The organism is Nitratireductor pacificus pht-3B (assembly GCF_000300335.1).
GTDB lineage: Bacteria > Pseudomonadota > Alphaproteobacteria > Rhizobiales > Rhizobiaceae > Nitratireductor > Nitratireductor pacificus.
Window position 1 is genome coordinate 71,447 of record NZ_AMRM01000016.1, and the last position, 13,206, is coordinate 84,652.

General features: G+C 66.7%; 13 protein-coding genes. 8 read left to right on the forward strand and 5 right to left on the reverse strand.

Translation table 11 applies throughout. The features are described from left to right. Positions 1 to 23: 23 nt before the first annotated feature. The 4 genes from NA2_RS14585 to NA2_RS14600 are packed head-to-tail and all read right to left on the reverse strand — an operon-like array spanning position 24 to position 3,610. A complete protein-coding gene (locus NA2_RS14585; RefSeq protein ID WP_008597754.1) occupies positions 24 to 944 on the reverse strand; it encodes an ABC transporter permease in 921 nt (306 codons plus the stop codon). Further along, on the reverse strand, positions 944 to 1,849 hold the full coding sequence (locus tag NA2_RS14590; RefSeq protein ID WP_008597755.1) for an ABC transporter permease: 906 nt from the start codon (positions 1,847 to 1,849) through the stop codon (positions 944 to 946). Before NA2_RS14590 ends, NA2_RS14585 begins: the two co-directional genes overlap by 1 nt. Continuing rightward, positions 1,839 to 2,456, reverse strand: coding sequence for an ANTAR domain-containing response regulator (locus tag NA2_RS14595; RefSeq protein ID WP_008597756.1), 618 nt, complete (start codon positions 2,454 to 2,456; stop codon positions 1,839 to 1,841). Before NA2_RS14595 ends, NA2_RS14590 begins: the two co-directional genes overlap by 11 nt. Continuing rightward, complete coding sequence (locus NA2_RS14600; protein ID WP_008597757.1) at positions 2,453 to 3,610, reverse strand: transporter substrate-binding domain-containing protein; 1,158 nt, start codon at positions 3,608 to 3,610, stop codon at positions 2,453 to 2,455. The genes NA2_RS14595 and NA2_RS14600 overlap by 4 nt, the downstream gene beginning before the upstream one ends. A 254-nt stretch (positions 3,611 to 3,864) precedes the next feature. On the opposite strand from NA2_RS14600, the gene NA2_RS14605 reads away from it, so the two are divergent. The 7 genes from NA2_RS14605 to NA2_RS14635 all read left to right on the forward strand — a co-directional run bounded on the left by NA2_RS14605 (position 3,865) and on the right by NA2_RS14635 (position 11,343). Next, positions 3,865 to 4,623 (forward strand): FadR/GntR family transcriptional regulator, encoded by a 759-nt coding sequence (locus NA2_RS14605; protein ID WP_008597758.1) that lies wholly within the window; start codon positions 3,865 to 3,867, stop codon positions 4,621 to 4,623. Continuing rightward, on the forward strand, positions 4,616 to 5,773 hold the full coding sequence (locus NA2_RS14610) for a PLP-dependent transferase (RefSeq protein ID WP_008597759.1): 1,158 nt from the start codon (positions 4,616 to 4,618) through the stop codon (positions 5,771 to 5,773). Before NA2_RS14605 ends, NA2_RS14610 begins: the two co-directional genes overlap by 8 nt. A 41-nt stretch (positions 5,774 to 5,814) precedes the next feature. Next, positions 5,815 to 7,077, forward strand: a complete 1,263-nt coding sequence (locus NA2_RS14615) for an ABC transporter substrate-binding protein (protein WP_040678033.1) — start codon at positions 5,815 to 5,817, stop codon at positions 7,075 to 7,077. Further along, positions 7,074 to 8,009, forward strand: coding sequence for a carbohydrate ABC transporter permease (locus NA2_RS14620; protein ID WP_008597761.1), 936 nt, complete (start codon positions 7,074 to 7,076; stop codon positions 8,007 to 8,009). The genes NA2_RS14615 and NA2_RS14620 overlap by 4 nt, the downstream gene beginning before the upstream one ends. Positions 8,010 to 8,019: 10 nt before the next feature. Then, positions 8,020 to 8,856, forward strand: coding sequence for a carbohydrate ABC transporter permease (locus tag NA2_RS14625; RefSeq protein WP_008597762.1), 837 nt, complete (start codon positions 8,020 to 8,022; stop codon positions 8,854 to 8,856). An 8-nt stretch (positions 8,857 to 8,864) separates the two neighbouring features. Then, positions 8,865 to 9,941, forward strand: coding sequence for an ABC transporter ATP-binding protein (locus NA2_RS14630; RefSeq protein WP_008597763.1), 1,077 nt, complete (start codon positions 8,865 to 8,867; stop codon positions 9,939 to 9,941). A gap of 148 nt (positions 9,942 to 10,089) precedes the next feature. Continuing rightward, positions 10,090 to 11,343, forward strand: coding sequence for an AGE family epimerase/isomerase (locus NA2_RS14635; protein WP_008597764.1), 1,254 nt, complete (start codon positions 10,090 to 10,092; stop codon positions 11,341 to 11,343). Positions 11,344 to 11,481: 138 nt separating this feature from the next. Here NA2_RS14635 and NA2_RS14640 read toward each other — a convergent pair whose 3' ends face one another. Then, positions 11,482 to 12,225: an NAD(P)H-dependent oxidoreductase gene (locus tag NA2_RS14640; protein WP_008597765.1), complete on the reverse strand. Its 744-nt coding sequence runs from the start codon at positions 12,223 to 12,225 to the stop codon at positions 11,482 to 11,484. Positions 12,226 to 12,315: 90 nt separating this feature from the next. On the opposite strand from NA2_RS14640, the gene NA2_RS14645 reads away from it, so the two are divergent. Beyond that, entirely contained in the window at positions 12,316 to 13,173 is an 858-nt protein-coding gene (locus tag NA2_RS14645) for a LysR family transcriptional regulator (protein WP_157188244.1), read from the forward strand. The last annotated feature ends 33 nt before the right edge of the window (positions 13,174 to 13,206 follow it).

Consider the following 13,206-nt stretch of genomic DNA (forward strand, 5'->3'; position numbering starts at 1 on the left):
GCTACGCTTGTTGTTGGTACGCATCAGCGCAGCTTGATGCGCGGGTCGATCAAGGGGGTGATCAGGTCGGCGAGAAGATTGCCGAGCACGATGGCGCAGGCCGAGACCAGCGTGACACCCATGATGATGGGGATGTCGACGCGCTGGATCGCCTGCCAGGCGAGCTGGCCGATGCCGGGCCAGCCGAAAACGCTCTCCACCACCACGATGCCCGACATGAACAGGCCGATGTCGATGCCGATCATGGCGATGATCGGCAGGATGGCGTTGGGCAGCGCATGGCCGAACAGGATTTTGCCGCGGCCGGCGCCCGTGGCGCGCGCCGTACGGATGTAGTCCTGCCTGAGCACGTCGATCAGCGAGGAGCGCATCATGCGCGAATACCAGCCGGCGCCGAGAAAGCCGAGCGTGATGGAGGGGAGGACGAGGTGCGCGAAGGTGCCGTAGCCGCCGATGGGGAACCAGCCGAGCTTTACGGCGAAGACGTAGAGCAGCAGGATGCCGATGACGAATTGCGGTGCCGAGACGCCGACGAAGGAGGCGATCATCAGCGCGTCGTCGGTGCGCGAGCCGCGTTTCAGCGCGGCGATCACGCCCATGGTCAGGCCGAGCAGCAGCTCACAGAAGATCGCGCCGGCCATCAGGATGAGGCTGGCGGGGAGGCGCGAGGCGATCAGCGTCGAGACCTCCGTCTTCTGCAGGTAGGAGCGGCCGAGATCACCGTTCAGAAGCCCGCCCAGATAGCGCAGATACTGCTCGTGGAACGGCAGGTTGAGGCCGAGCTGCTCGCGGATGTTCTCCACCGTCGCCGCCGTCGCGCTGCGGCCGGCGATCTGCCGCGCCGGGTCGGCCGGCACCAGATAGAGCAGGATGAAGGTGACGAGGCTGATGCCGAGCAGGATCAGGGCGGTCTGGATCAGGCGGCGCGCGATGTAGGCCGGCATCAGTGGCGCCCCTGCTGGGTCGGGTCGAGAATGTCGCGCAGCGCGTCGCCGACCAGGTTGAAGGCGAGCGCCAGCGCCAGGATGGCCGCGCCCGGAATGAAGACGAGCCAGGGCGCGGAGCTGAAATAGGTCTGGTTCTCGAAGATGATGTTGCCCCAGGAGGGGATCGGCGGCTGGACGCCGATGCCGAGGAAGGAGAGGGTCGCCTCCAGCAGCACGGTCGTGGCGATGCCGAGCGTCGCCCAGACGATGATGGTCGAAAGGAGATGCGGCAGGATGTGGCGCAGGAGGATGCGGCCGGCGCCGGCGCCCATGGCGCGCTCGGCGACGACGAAGTCGCGCTCTGCGATGGAGCGCGTCTCGGTATAGGTCACGCGGGCGATCTGCACCCAGTTCACCATGGCGATCACCATCGCCACGATCCACAGGCTGGGGCGGAAGATGGCGGCGAGCACGATGGCGAGGAGCAGGGCCGGGAACGCCATCATCAAATCGGTGAAGCGCATCAGAACCGTGTCGGTCCAGCCGCGGAAATAGCCGGCCGAGATGCCGACGGCGGAGCCGATCACCACGGCGATGCCGTTGGCCGCCACGCCGATGACCAGCGAGGTCTGCGCGCCGTAGATCAGCCGGCTCAGGAGATCGCGCCCGACGAGGTCGGTGCCGAACCAGAACTGGGCGTTGGGCGGCAGGGGCGCGCCCTCGATCGTCAGCCCGTCGAAGAATTGCTCATAGGGATCGTAGGGGGCGAGCCAGGGCGCAAGTGCGGCGGCCAGCACCACCACGGCGATGATGACGAGGCCTGCGAGCGCCAGCGGCCGGCGCAGCAGGCGCGTCAGGACGGAAGGCGTTCCCGGGGACGTTTCTGGGGACGGGTCCCGGGCGGTTCCGGTCTCAGCGACCATGGGTGACGCTCTTGCCGGCCAGCGGGCCGAAGCCGGCGATGATGCCGGCGGCGGTCTTCTCGATGGAGCGCCGCTCGGCCATCGCCGTCTGGCGGAGATGGTTGAACGCGGTCTCCGCATCGCAATTGTGTTTCAGCATCAGGAGCGCTGTCGCTTCCGCCAGCGCCTGCCGCCCGGCAAGCTGTTCCTTCAGGCCGGCGATTTCCTCGGCCTGCGCGCGGCGGCGCAGGAAGGCCTGGCCCGCCACGACCAGCGCGCTGTAGAGCCCGGCGCTGCCGATCGGCTTCAGCAACTGGGCGTCCGCCCCCTGGCCGATGGTCCAGGCGATGCGCCCCGGCGCTTCCGAGCCGATCAGCGCGATGATCGGCATGGGCGCGAGGCCCGGCGCCCAGGGAAACTGCTCGTCATGCCCCATGTCGGCGTCGATCAGGAGCACGTTGTAGGAGCGCATCGCCTGCATGTCGTCGAGGGTCGGCCACGCCTGCTCGCCGGCGATGCCGATGCGCGCGCATTGCGCCAGAAGGGCGTCCACGTTCTGATGCGGCCGGTGCAGGATCAGCGCCTTCCAGCCTTCGAAGCTTGGGGTGTGGTGGGCGGTCGGGCTCATCGCACCACCCGCAAACGCTGCTTTTCCGCCGTCTTTTCGTAGGGCCGCTGGAGCGGCGTGGCGGTCAGGAACGGATCCGGCGCGATAGCGCGCTCGCAGAGATGAACGACATCGAAATCGCCGTCCCGCCGGGCGCGGCCGATATGGGCGGCGAGACGGACGTGATTGGTCGCCCTGTCCACCTGGACGGGTCCGAGCAGGGTCGGCGTTTCGTGGCCGCGCACATCCTCGAGCACGGCCTGCGCGTCGTCGGTGCCGGTGCGCCGGATCGCCTCGGCGATCAGCCGAACCGCTACATAGGCCTGCACGAAGAAGGCGTCGCTCACGCTCTGCGGCCGCTTTGCCCGCATGCGCTCGGTGAACCGCCTGTTGTCGTCGCCGGCGAGCGCGCGGAAATAGCTGGAGACGGTGTAGTGGCCGGCCACCGCCGGCCCCAGAAGGACGGCCTCGTTCTCGCACAGATTGCAGCTCACCACCGGGCGGTTTTCGGGCTTGAAGGCGGCGTCCTCCGCGCCGAGCAGGCGGTAGGCTTCCAGAAAGGCGTAGGAGGAGGGGCCGATCAGGTTGTTGAGGATGAAGTCCGGCCGTTTCTCGCGGATTTCCTCGATCAGGTGGCTGATGTCCTCGTCGCCGATGGGCACGTAGCGCTCGCCCAGAACGCCGCCGCCGGAGCGGGTGAGGATGTCGCGGGCGATGCGGTTCGTCTCCCAGCCCCAGATGTAGTTGGAGCCGGTCAGGAAGGCGTTGCCGCCGAAGCGCGGCACGATGTAGTCGAGCAGGGGCACCAGATGCTGGTTGGCGCTGGCGGCCACATAGACGAGGTTCTCGGAGACCTCGAAGCCCTCGTAGACGCACGGGTACCACAACAGCGCGTCGAGCTTCTCGACGACCGGGATCACCTCCTTGCGGCTCCACGAGGTGGTGCAGCCGACGATGTGCTGCGCGCCGGTGGTGCGGATGAGGTCGCGGCAGAGTTCGGCGTAGCGGTCGGCATTGCCCTGCGGGTCCGCGTGATGGGCGACGAGCTCGAACGGATAGGCCGGGTCGGCGTTGATGTCCTCGATCGCCGCCAGCGCGCCGAAGCAGCCCTGTTCCGCCGGCCGGATATAACCGCCGCTGCGCGAGAACAGGATTCCGACCGGATATGCCGACACGTGCGCCCTCCCAAAAACGCAAAAGGCCCCGACGGGAACGAGATCATTCCCGGCAGGGCCCAGATGCCACAAGCTTTGCGAACAAGTTTAACCGCCGGCGTGACCCTGTCAATACGGCCGCAGCCCGCTCGCCCGCCGGCCGGTCCCGCAGCGGGATCATTCGGGGCTTGAAAATTATGTCAGACAATGTTTCTGTTATGTCAGACATAGTTTTCCACGCAGGAAACATCTTTCATCGCCGGGGAGGCGGCCCATTGACCAAGCTCGATACCGACAGCGCCGCCAGCCACACCGACCTGCGGCCCGCCCAGGCCGGGATCGGTCCGGCGGGCAGCGGCAGCCGCAGGGTCCTCAACGCGTTGATTGACCTGATCGAACGCGAGGGGATCCGCGTCGGCGACCGCCTGCCGCCCGAGATCGACCTGGCGCAGCGGCTGAATGTCGGGCGCTCGACCATCCGCGAGGCGCTGAAGGCCTGGCAGAGCATGGGCATCGTCGTGCGCAACAAGGGTGCCGGAACGCGCCTGGCGGCGGAAGTTTCGGCAAACGCCATACACGTTCCGCTGACGCTCAAGCTGGAGGGCGAGAGCCTGCTGCGCACCCATTCGGTCCGCCGCCCGCTGGAGATCGAGGCGGTGCGCCACGCGACGCGCAACGCCACGCCGCAGCAGCGCCGCATCATCGTCGCGCGGGTGGCCGAACTGATCGCCGTCTACGAGGCGGGCGAGGACTGGCGCGACGCCGATCACCGCTTCCACGGCGCCATACACGAAGCGTCGGGCAATCCTTTGTTCGAGCAGCTCATTCACCAGATCCAGCGGGCCTTCCAGGACATCTACGAAGCCCCGTTCGGCCGGCCCCAGCTCGGCGCCGCGACGATCCCGCTGCATCTCGACCTGGCCGAGGCGATCGCCGCGGGCGACGAGGAGGCCGCCGTCCGTGTGACGACGAGGATCATGGACATGGTGGAGGTGGAAGTGCGCGAGCATATGGCGGGGCACGGGAATGTCTGAACGCGACGACCTCCATCTCGCGACATGGCTCAGCGCGGCCTTCGGCGGCGCCGACGGTTCCGTGACACCGCCGATCCACCAGACCTCGCTGTTCACCTTCGGCAGCTACCGGGAGTTCGAGGACCGCATGGCCGGCAGGACCGCCAATGCGATCTACACGCGGGTCCAGAACCCCACCGTCGCGGCATTCGAGGCGATGATGGCGCGCGCCGAGGGGGGAGAGGCAGCGGTCGGCTTCGCTTCCGGCATGGCGGCGATCTCCTCGACCGTTCTCGCCTTCCTCAAGCCGGGCGACCGGGTGGCCTGTGTCGAGCATGTCTATCCCGACAGTTACCGGCTGTTCGAGCGCCTGCTGCGCCCCTTCGGGATCGACGTCGCCTATCATCCCGTTTCTGCCTTCGAGGAGGATGCCGATCTGCTGCGCGGCGTGCGGCTCGCCTATCTGGAAAGCCCCAATTCGGTGATGTTCCAGCCGATGAACCTGCCGCGCGTCGCCGCGCATGCCCGGCGGCACGGAACGCTGACGGTGATCGACAATTCCTGGGCCTCGCCGGTGCTGCAGCGCCCGTTGGAACTCGGCATCGACATCGTCCTCCACTCGGCGTCGAAATACATATCCGGCCATTCCGACACGGTTGCCGGCGTCACCGTCGCCTCGCGGGAGCTGATCGGGCGGCTGCGCGATCTCACCCTGCCGCTGCTCGGCGCCAAGCTCGCCCCCTTCGAGGCATGGCTCCTGGTGCGCGGGCTGCGCACGCTGGAAGCGCGGATGCGCCAGCACCAGGCGACGGCGGACCTGTTCGTCGACCGGCTGTCCCGCCATCCGGAGGTGACCCGCATCCATTCGCCGGGGGCCAACACGGTGCCCGGCCTTACGGGGCGGTCGGGCCTTCTCTCCTTCGAACTCAGCGAGGCGGTCGACATCCCGCGCTTTGCCGACGCGCTGCGGCTGTTCAGGCTCGGCGTGAGCTGGGGCGGATTTGAAAGCCTGATCCTGCCCGCAAGCGCCGGCCTCGCCCAGGCGGGAGAGCAGAATTCCATGCAGCGCTTCGGCGTGCCGGCGCGGCTGGTCCGGATCAGCCTCGGGCTGGAGAACGCCGACGATCTCTGGGCCGATCTCGAAACGGCCCTGGGCAAGAGTGCCGCCTGAAGCGGCACACAACAACCGAGACGGAACCGAGTGGAGGACATATGAGACACTTATTGAGAGGACTTGGCCTCACGGCGATGCTGATGGCGTCGACCGCCCATGCGGAGACGACGCTGAAGCTGGTCGAGGTCATCACCAGTCCCGAGCGCACGGAGGTGCTCCAGGGCATCGTCGATGCCTACGAGGCTGCGAACGAGGGCGTGACGGTCGAGATCGTCTCCCTGCCCTGGGGGCAGGCATTCGAGAAGCTGGCGACCATGGTGGCGGGCGGCGACATTCCCGACGTCGTCGAGATGCCCGACACCTGGCTGGCGCTCTATGCCGGCTCCGGCAAGCTGGTCGATCTCGAGGAGCGCATCGCGGGCTGGGAGCACGGCGCGACGCTGACCGAGAAGACGCTTGCCATGGGGCGCCAGGCGGGCGGCAAGGCCCAGATGATCCCCTACGGCTTCTATCTGCGCGCGATGTTCTACAACAAGAAGCTCCTGGCGGAGGCCGGCGTCGAAACGCCGCCCGGCACCATGGAGGAGTTCATGGAGGCTTCGCGCAAGGTATCGGAACTGCCCGGCAAGTCCGGTTACTGCCTGCGCGGCGGGCCGGGCGGCACCAATGGCTGGGTGATGATGGCGGCGGCCATGAACGGCACCAACGCCTTCTTCACCGAGGATGGCAAGAGCCGGATGAACGAGGCCGGCTCTGTCGCCGGCATCCAGTTTATGATCGACATGTACCAGAAGGGCTACGCGCCCAAGGACTCCGTCAACTGGGGTTTCAACGAGATCGTCGCGGGCTTCTATTCGGGCACCTGCGCCTTCCTCGATCAGGATCCCGACGCGCTGATCGCCATCGCCGAGCGCATGCCGGCCGAGGATTTCGCCGTCATCCCGATGCCGGTCGGCCCGAGCGGCAAGGCGTTCCCCACCATCGGCTTCGCCGGCTGGTCGATCTTCAACACCACCGAGCATCAGGACGAGGCCTGGGAACTGGTGGCGGCGCTGTCGTCTCCCGAGGCGAACGCCACCTGGTCGAAGCGCGTCGGCGTGATCCCTATCCACAAGGGCGCCGACCAGGACCCGCATTTCAAGACCGAGCAGTTCAAGGGCTGGTTCGACGAGCTGAACGGCGCGCAATACGTGCCGACGGTGATGCCGAGCTATCTCGAGCAGTGGGGCTATTTCGGCAGCACCATGGTCGTCGAGACCTCGCAGGAGGCGTTGCTCGGCAAGCGGACCGCGCAGGACGTCGCCGACGAGTGGGCCGCCTTCCTGACGGCGGAATACGCGAAGTGGAAAGCCGCGCAATGAATGTGCGGACCCCGACGACGGTCGCGCCCGGGGAGACCCGGGCGCGATCCCCGCTCTACTGGCGCTATGCCGTGGAGCCGTTCGTCTACCTGTCGCCGGCGGTGATCCTGATCACGCTGGTGATGCTCGTGCCGCTCGTCGTCGGCATCTCCTATTCCTTCCAGTCCATCGCCATCCTGAACCCGCTGAAGACCGGCTGGGTCGGGTTCGACAATTACGCCGCGCTGTGGAGCGACGGAAAGTTCTGGACGGCGCTCGGCAACACGCTGTGGTGGACCGTCGCTTCCGTCACGCTGCAATTCGGCCTCGGGCTTGGCCTCGCGCTGCTGCTCAACCGGCATTTCCATTTCAGGCGGATCGTCCAGGCGCTGGTGTTCCTGCCCTGGGCGGTGCCGACCTTCCTGTCCGCGCTCACCTGGGCGTGGCTGTTCAATCCCGTCATCGGGCCGATCCCGCACTGGCTCGCCGCCCTCGGCATTCTGGCGGAGCCGGAGAACATTCTGGGCGATCCCGATCTCGCCATGTGGGGGCCGATCGCCGCCAATGTCTGGTTCGGCATTCCCTTCTTCGCCATCACGCTTCTGGCCGCGCTGCAATCGATCCCTGGCGATCTCTACGAAGCCGCCGAGATGGACGGCGCATCGGCCTGGCAGTGCTTCACCAAGATCACCCTGCCGTTTCTGGCGCCGATGATCGCCATCACCGTGATGCTGCGCACCATCTGGATCGCCAATTTCGCCGACCTGATCTTCGTCATGACCGGTGGCGGACCCGCCAATGCGACGCAAATCCTGTCCTCCTACGTCTTCACAACGGCCTTCAGGAAGCTCGATTTCGGCTACGCTTCGGCGATTGCCGTGGCGCTTCTCGGCCTGCTCCTGGTCTATGCCGCGATCCTTCTGAAGATCCGCCAGAAATTCGTGAAGATCTGAGGACGCGATCATGACCACACGATCCTCGCCCCTTCTCTCCGCCGCCAGATATCTGGCGCTTGCGCTCTACCTCGGCTTCGCGCTGTTCCCGCTCTACTGGCTCCTGAAGATCGCCCTGACGCCCGACCAGCTGATCTACACCGAGGGAACGCGGATGCTGCCGACGCTCACGACGCTGGAGAATTTCCGGACCGTCGTCTTCCAGACGCCGTTCCTATCCTATTTCCGGAACAGCCTGGTCGTCTCGCTGGGGACGGCGGCGGTCACGACCCTGATCGCGGCGGGGGCGGGCTACGCCTTCTCGCGCTTCCGCTTCCGCGGCAAGAAGCTGATCATCGGCCTGATGCTGGTCACCCAGATGTTTCCGCTGCTGATGATCATCGCGCCGATCTACAAGATGGTGGCCGCACTCGGCATGCTCAATTCGCTGACCAGCCTGATCATCGTCTACACCGCCTTCAACATTCCCTTCGCCACCTTCCTGATGCAGTCCTTCTTCGATGGAATCCCGCGCGATCTGGAGGAGGCGGCGATGATGGACGGCTGCACAAGGTTCCAGGCCCTGCGCAAGGTGGTCTTCCCGCTGACGCTGCCCGGCCTCGGGGCGACGCTCGGCTTCGTCTTCACCGCGGCCTGGTCGGAACTCCTGTTCGCGCTGATGCTGATCAATTCGAACGAGACGATGACATTCCCGGTCGGGCTTCTCACCTTCGTGTCGAAATTCTCCGTCGACTGGGGGCAGATGATGGCGGCGGGCGTTCTGGCGCTGATCCCGTCCTGCATCTTCTTCATCTTCATTCAACGTTACCTCGTGCAGGGCCTCACCTCCGGCGCGGTCAAGGGATAGGGGCCGTCATGGCGCGCATGGAACTGCGGAACGTCCGGAAAAGCTATGGCAGCGTCGAGGTGCTGCGCGACATCGATCTCGACATCGACGATGGCGAGTTCATCGTGCTGGTCGGCCCGTCCGGCTGCGGCAAGTCCACGCTGCTCCGCATGATCGCCGGGCTGGAGCCGATCTCCGGCGGCGATTTCCTGATCGACGGGGAGCGCATGAACGACGTGCGTCCGCGCGACCGCGACATCGCCATGGTGTTCCAGTCCTACGCGCTCTACCCGCATATGGACGTGGCACGGAACATGGGCTTCTCGATGGAGATCCGCGGCGCCCCGGCCGAGGAGCGCGCGCGCCGCGTGGCCGAGGCGGCAAGGACGCTCGGCCTCGACACGCTGCTGCAGCGCCTGCCGAAGGAACTGTCGGGCGGGCAGCGCCAGCGCGTCGCCATGGGTCGCGCGATCATCCGCGACCCGCGCGCCTTCCTGTTCGACGAGCCGTTGTCCAATCTCGACGCGGCCCTGCGCGTCGAGATGCGGCTGGAGATCGCCCGCCTGCACCAGAGGCTGGGCACCACGATGATCTATGTCACGCACGACCAGGTGGAGGCCTTGACGCTGGCGGACCGCATCGTGGTGCTGGATGGCGGCGACATCCAGCAGGTGGGCAGCCCGCTCGATCTCTACGAGCGGCCGGCGAACCGCTTCGTCGCCCGCTTCATCGGCTCGCCGACCATGAATGTCGTGCCCGCCACGGGGGCGGCGGGCGGCGTGCGGCTCGCCGATGGCGCGCGTATCGCCCTGCCGCATCTGGGCGATGCCGGAAACGCCGTCGAACTCGGCATCCGGCCCGAGCATATCGATGTGGTCGGCGCCGGCGCCGGCGACCTGGAGGCGACGGCGGAACTGGTCGAGCATCTCGGCTCCGACACCAATGTCTACGCGCAGGTCGACGGGCTGGGACCGATGATGGTGCGGGTCCATGGCAACATCGCTGCGCGCGCCGGCGACCGGCTGGGATTGAAGATCCAGGCGCGGAACGCCCATGTCTTCGCGGCCGACGGGACGGCGCTTCGTCGGGCCGAGAGGAGCGCATAAGCGCTGTGGCTTTCGTTCGCGCCGCGCTGAAATTTGGTTTGGCGCACGCGTTGCGGCCGGGCCATGTGGCGCGCTATGTGACGTATTGGCCGACCGATGTCCTGCCGCCGCCCGCCTCATTGCAGAGAACCGTCAAAGGAGTGGTCCCGTGTCCGACAGTCTGATACCGGCTTCCGCCGCGCCGGACGCTTTCTGGATCGACGATGCCGGCCACCGGGCCGGCCTTCTTGCCGAGGCGCACCGGCAGTTCGCCTTCTTCAGGGCCAGTCTGCGCCCGGACGCCGGCTTCCATACGCTCGACCATGCCGGCGCGCCGATGCCGGACGGGACGCAGGAACTGCACACGACGACGCGGCTGGTGCATTCCTATGCGCTCGGCCGGCTGGTCGGCGCGGAAGGCGCCGACGCCATGATCGACCAAGGCATGCGCTATCTGGCCTCGCATCATGGCGACCGGCAGCATGGCGGCTATCTCTGGGCGCTTAACGGCGAGCGGGTGGCGGACGGGCGCAAGCTCGCCTATGGGCATGTCTTCGTGCTGCTCGCCGGGGCAAGCGCCCTGCAGGCGGGGCATCCCGACGCAGCCGGGCTGATCGACGACGTCTGGAACGTGCTCGAGCGGCATTTCTGGGAGGAGGAGCGGGGGCTTTTCCGCGATGAATGGAACCGCGACTGGACGCCGTTTTCTACCTATCGCGGCATGAACGCCAACATGCATGGCGTCGAGGCGCTGCTCACCGCCCACGAGGCGACGGGCAGGGCGGTGTTCCTCGACCGGGCCGGGCGCATCCTCGACTTCTTCGTCGGCAGGATCGCGCCGCAGCATGGCTGGCGGCTGCCCGAGCACTACACCGCCGAATGGCGGGTCGATCCGGCTTATGCCGGCAATCCGATGTTCCGCCCGGCCGGCACCACGCCCGGCCATTCCTTTGAGCTTGGCCGGCTCCTGCTGCAATACTGGGATCTGCGCGGACGCCCGGCGGGCGACGCGCCGGCGCATGCGCGCCGGCTGATCGAGCAGGCGCTGAGCGACGCGTGGAACGCGGAGCGCGGCGGGTTCGCCTACACGCTCGACTTTTCGGGCCGGGTTGCGATCGGCGATCGCTACTGGTGGCCGGTGACCGAGGCGATCGGCGCGGTCGCCGCCCTGATCAAGCTGGAGCGTCGGGCGGAAGACGAGCGCTGGTATCGCCGGCTGTGGGACTTCGCCGAGCGGCACCTGATCGACCGGGAGCGGGGCGGCTGGTATCCCGAGATCGGTGCCGATGGCCGGCCCGTCGCCATCCAATTCAAGGGAAAGCCCGATATCTACCATTCGGTTCAGGCGGCGCTGTTTCCGCTGGCGGAAGGACTTTCGGGACATGCCGAGGAGTTGAAGTCTTTCGGCAAGGCAGCGGCGTAGACCCGTCAAGGTTTCACAGAAATGCTGAGCGGGTCTATCTCTTTGTTTTACCGCGTTTATGCGGGCGTCAGGTGATTTCACCTGACTGCAAAACGCACTAGGCGCGCCGGCGCGCTGTTGTCCCGGAGCGGTCGCCTGTTACGGGATCGGCTCCGCCCGGCGAATCGGCTGCCCGTCCGCGTCCCAATCGTCCCAGCCGGGAAAGGGCAGCGTCGGCAGTTCCGGGGCCCGGGTGACATGCCCGGCCCAGTCCCCAAGTGCGGCGCGCAGCCTTTGTTCCTGCATGCCCTGATCCTCATAGGCATAGCCGTGCCCCTGCACGCCGCAGACCTGGAAGGGCGGCAGGACCTCGAAACCCAGATAGTGCAGGGAGTAGTGGATCGGCCACAGCATGGTTTCGAAGTTTCCGCCGCGGGCTCCAGCGCCGAAGGCGCTTTCGGGCGCGCCCGTGGTGACGGACACCATGGCGCGACGCTCCCGGAAATACCCCGTGTCGTATCGCATGCGGCTGGTGTAGAGGCCGCTGTTGACGAACACGCGGTCGAACCAGCCCTTCAGGATCGCCGGCGGTCCATGCCACCAGAGCGGAAACTGGAGGATGAGGAGATCGGCCCGTTCCAGTTCGGCGATCTCTGCGCCGATCTGCGCCGGCACCGCTCCCGTCTGCCACGCGTGGCGCTGTTCGGCCAGCGGCGCGAACGAGCGGGCGTCGAGCCGGTTCCCGTAGTGCTCCGCCTTTTCGACCGGGTCGAAGCGTGACGCATACAGATCCTGGACGCTGACCGTGTGGCCCAAGCCGCCGAGCGCGTCGGCCGCCGCGCGCGACATGGCTGCATTGAAGGATGCCGGATCGGGGTGAGCCTGGACAATGCGGACATGCATGAGAGTCTCCCGGGAGAATGGATGCCTGCTTCAATTTAGTTTGCGTGAATGATATTGATATCGAAGATTCTGCTTATGGAGTTTGCAGATTTGCAAGGAAAGCTTGATTGGAACGACTATCAGGTCGTTCTGGACATCGCGCGCGCCGGCTCCCTGACGCTGGCGGGCCGGCAGTCGGGACGGAGCCATGCGACGCTGTTTCGGCGTCTCAACGCGATCGAGCAGCATCTGGGAACGCGGCTGTTCGACCGGCACCGCAGCGGTTATGCGCTGACCGGCGCAGGCGAGGCCATTGTCGCCGCCGCGAGGGACTTCGAGGCATTGGCCATCTCGACCGAACGCCAGCTCGCGGATCTGGACCGCCGGGCATCGGGCCTCGTCACGATCACGACGACCGACGCGCTGTTCCACGGGCTGATCGCGGAGGCCCTAGTCCGCTTTCACGAGAGGAACCCGGCGATTTCGGTGGAGGTCAGGCTGTCGAACAATCTGCATGATCTGTCGAGGCGCGAGGCCGACATTGCGCTCCGTCCGACCTCGGCTCCCGACGCGCATCTCTTCGGGCGCAGCCTCGGGACGGTTCGCCAGGCGATCTATGCACCTGCCGGCCGCGCGGACGATCCCGATCTCCCGTGGATCGGGCCGAGCGCCTCCATGAACTATGTCCAGTATGACCGCTGGTTGCAGCGGCGGGAGGACAGGGCAATGTGGATGCAGGTCGAGGGAACGCTCGGGATCCATGGCGCGGTCCGGGCCGGAGCGGGCAGGGCGATTCTGCCCTGCTATCTCGGCGATGCGGATGATGCCCTTCGCCGTTGCGGACCGGTCATCGATGATCTCGGAATCCCCCTGTGGATGCTGATCCACCCGGATCTCAAGGAAGTGGCGAGGGTGCGGCGGGTGCTGGAGTTCCTGGGCGGCAGCAGGCTGATCAGGGACCGACTCTAGACCCATTCAGCGTTTCAATGGACCGCTGAGTGA